Here is a 1,112-nt window from a genome sequence, read left to right as displayed (position 1 = left end):
TCCGCCCACGACCGGGCATCAACCAGAACCCCACCCATGACCAGACCAACGACCAAGCAGTCAAACCGTCACGACAAGAACCGTTGCAGTACTAGTCCAAGGCCGCCAAGCCCTTACCGGACTGGAAAAACTCCTCGACCCGCCACCTTGATCCAGCGACGCGCACCAGGGTGGTCAGCGGCACTGCGGCCGGCGAGTAGCAGCGGTAGTACGCGAGTTCGCCGGCGCTGCGGTTGCGGCGGATCAGCAACTGCTGGCTCCCGGGCCGGGGGTCGGTGAAGTCGATGACGGCCCAGTCGTAGAAGCGGTGGCCCTTGGCTCCGACCTCTGCGGACAGCTTCTGCCAGGCCCTCTTGCGCACCTTCCTGGCCAGCGTGTCCGCGCGGAACTTCCCGGTACCTGTGGTGACTTCGTGCGAGCAGGCCGCCGTGAGGACGTAGCCGGTGCCGCGTTCCTCCAGTGCGGTTCGCAGCCTGGGGTTGCCGCCGTAGACCTCGTCGCCGGCGACCCATGCGGCCTGGTGGCCGGCGTCCAGGAACCGGGCAACCATACGAGTGGCCAGTTCCGGCTTGGTGGCGAAGGCGGTGTCCTGGTCGAGTCCGGCATCCCGGAAGCGGTCGGGGTCGGAGGTCCAGGAACGCGGAACATAGAGTTCCCGGTCGATCGCCGCGTGCCCTCGCGGGGTCGAGTAGGCGAGGTAAACGGCTACCTGGCTGTTCTCGACGCGTCCGGCGGTGCCGGTGTACTGGCGCTGGACACCGACAGTGTCGGGGCCTTTCTTCACGTCGCCGGTCTCGTCGACCACCAGCACCGCCTCGTCGTCGTGCAGATGCTCCACCACGTAGTCACCCACGTCGTCGCGGACCTGGTCGGCGGCCCACTTGGCCCGCCCGAGCAGGTGCTGCATGCCGTCCGGGGTCCTGTTCCCGGCCCACTCGGCGATGGTCCAGCAGTTCTCGCGCGGCAGGTCCGACAGCAGGCCGAGTACCAACTTCCGGGCTCGGCGCCGGGATTCGCCCCGCGTGAACCGTCCCGCTATCCGGCTCATCAGGCCCTCGAACGCCTCCTGCCAGCGGGCAGGGTCTACGCTGTGACCTGCGGCCACCGCGCGA

Annotated in this window: 1 pseudogene; it reads right to left on the bottom strand. The window is 68.3% G+C overall.

What is annotated here, in order from left to right:
* Positions 1–94 precede the first annotated feature (94 nt).
* Positions 95–1,048, bottom strand: a pseudogene (locus ACFWUY_RS41895) (IS701 family transposase); the annotation flags it as partial.
* Positions 1,049–1,112: the final 64 nt, after the last annotated feature.

Source organism: Streptomyces sp. NPDC058664 (genome assembly GCF_042716635.1).
GTDB lineage: Bacteria > Actinomycetota > Actinomycetes > Streptomycetales > Streptomycetaceae > Streptomyces.
This window is presented reverse-complemented; position numbering and strand designations above follow the sequence as displayed.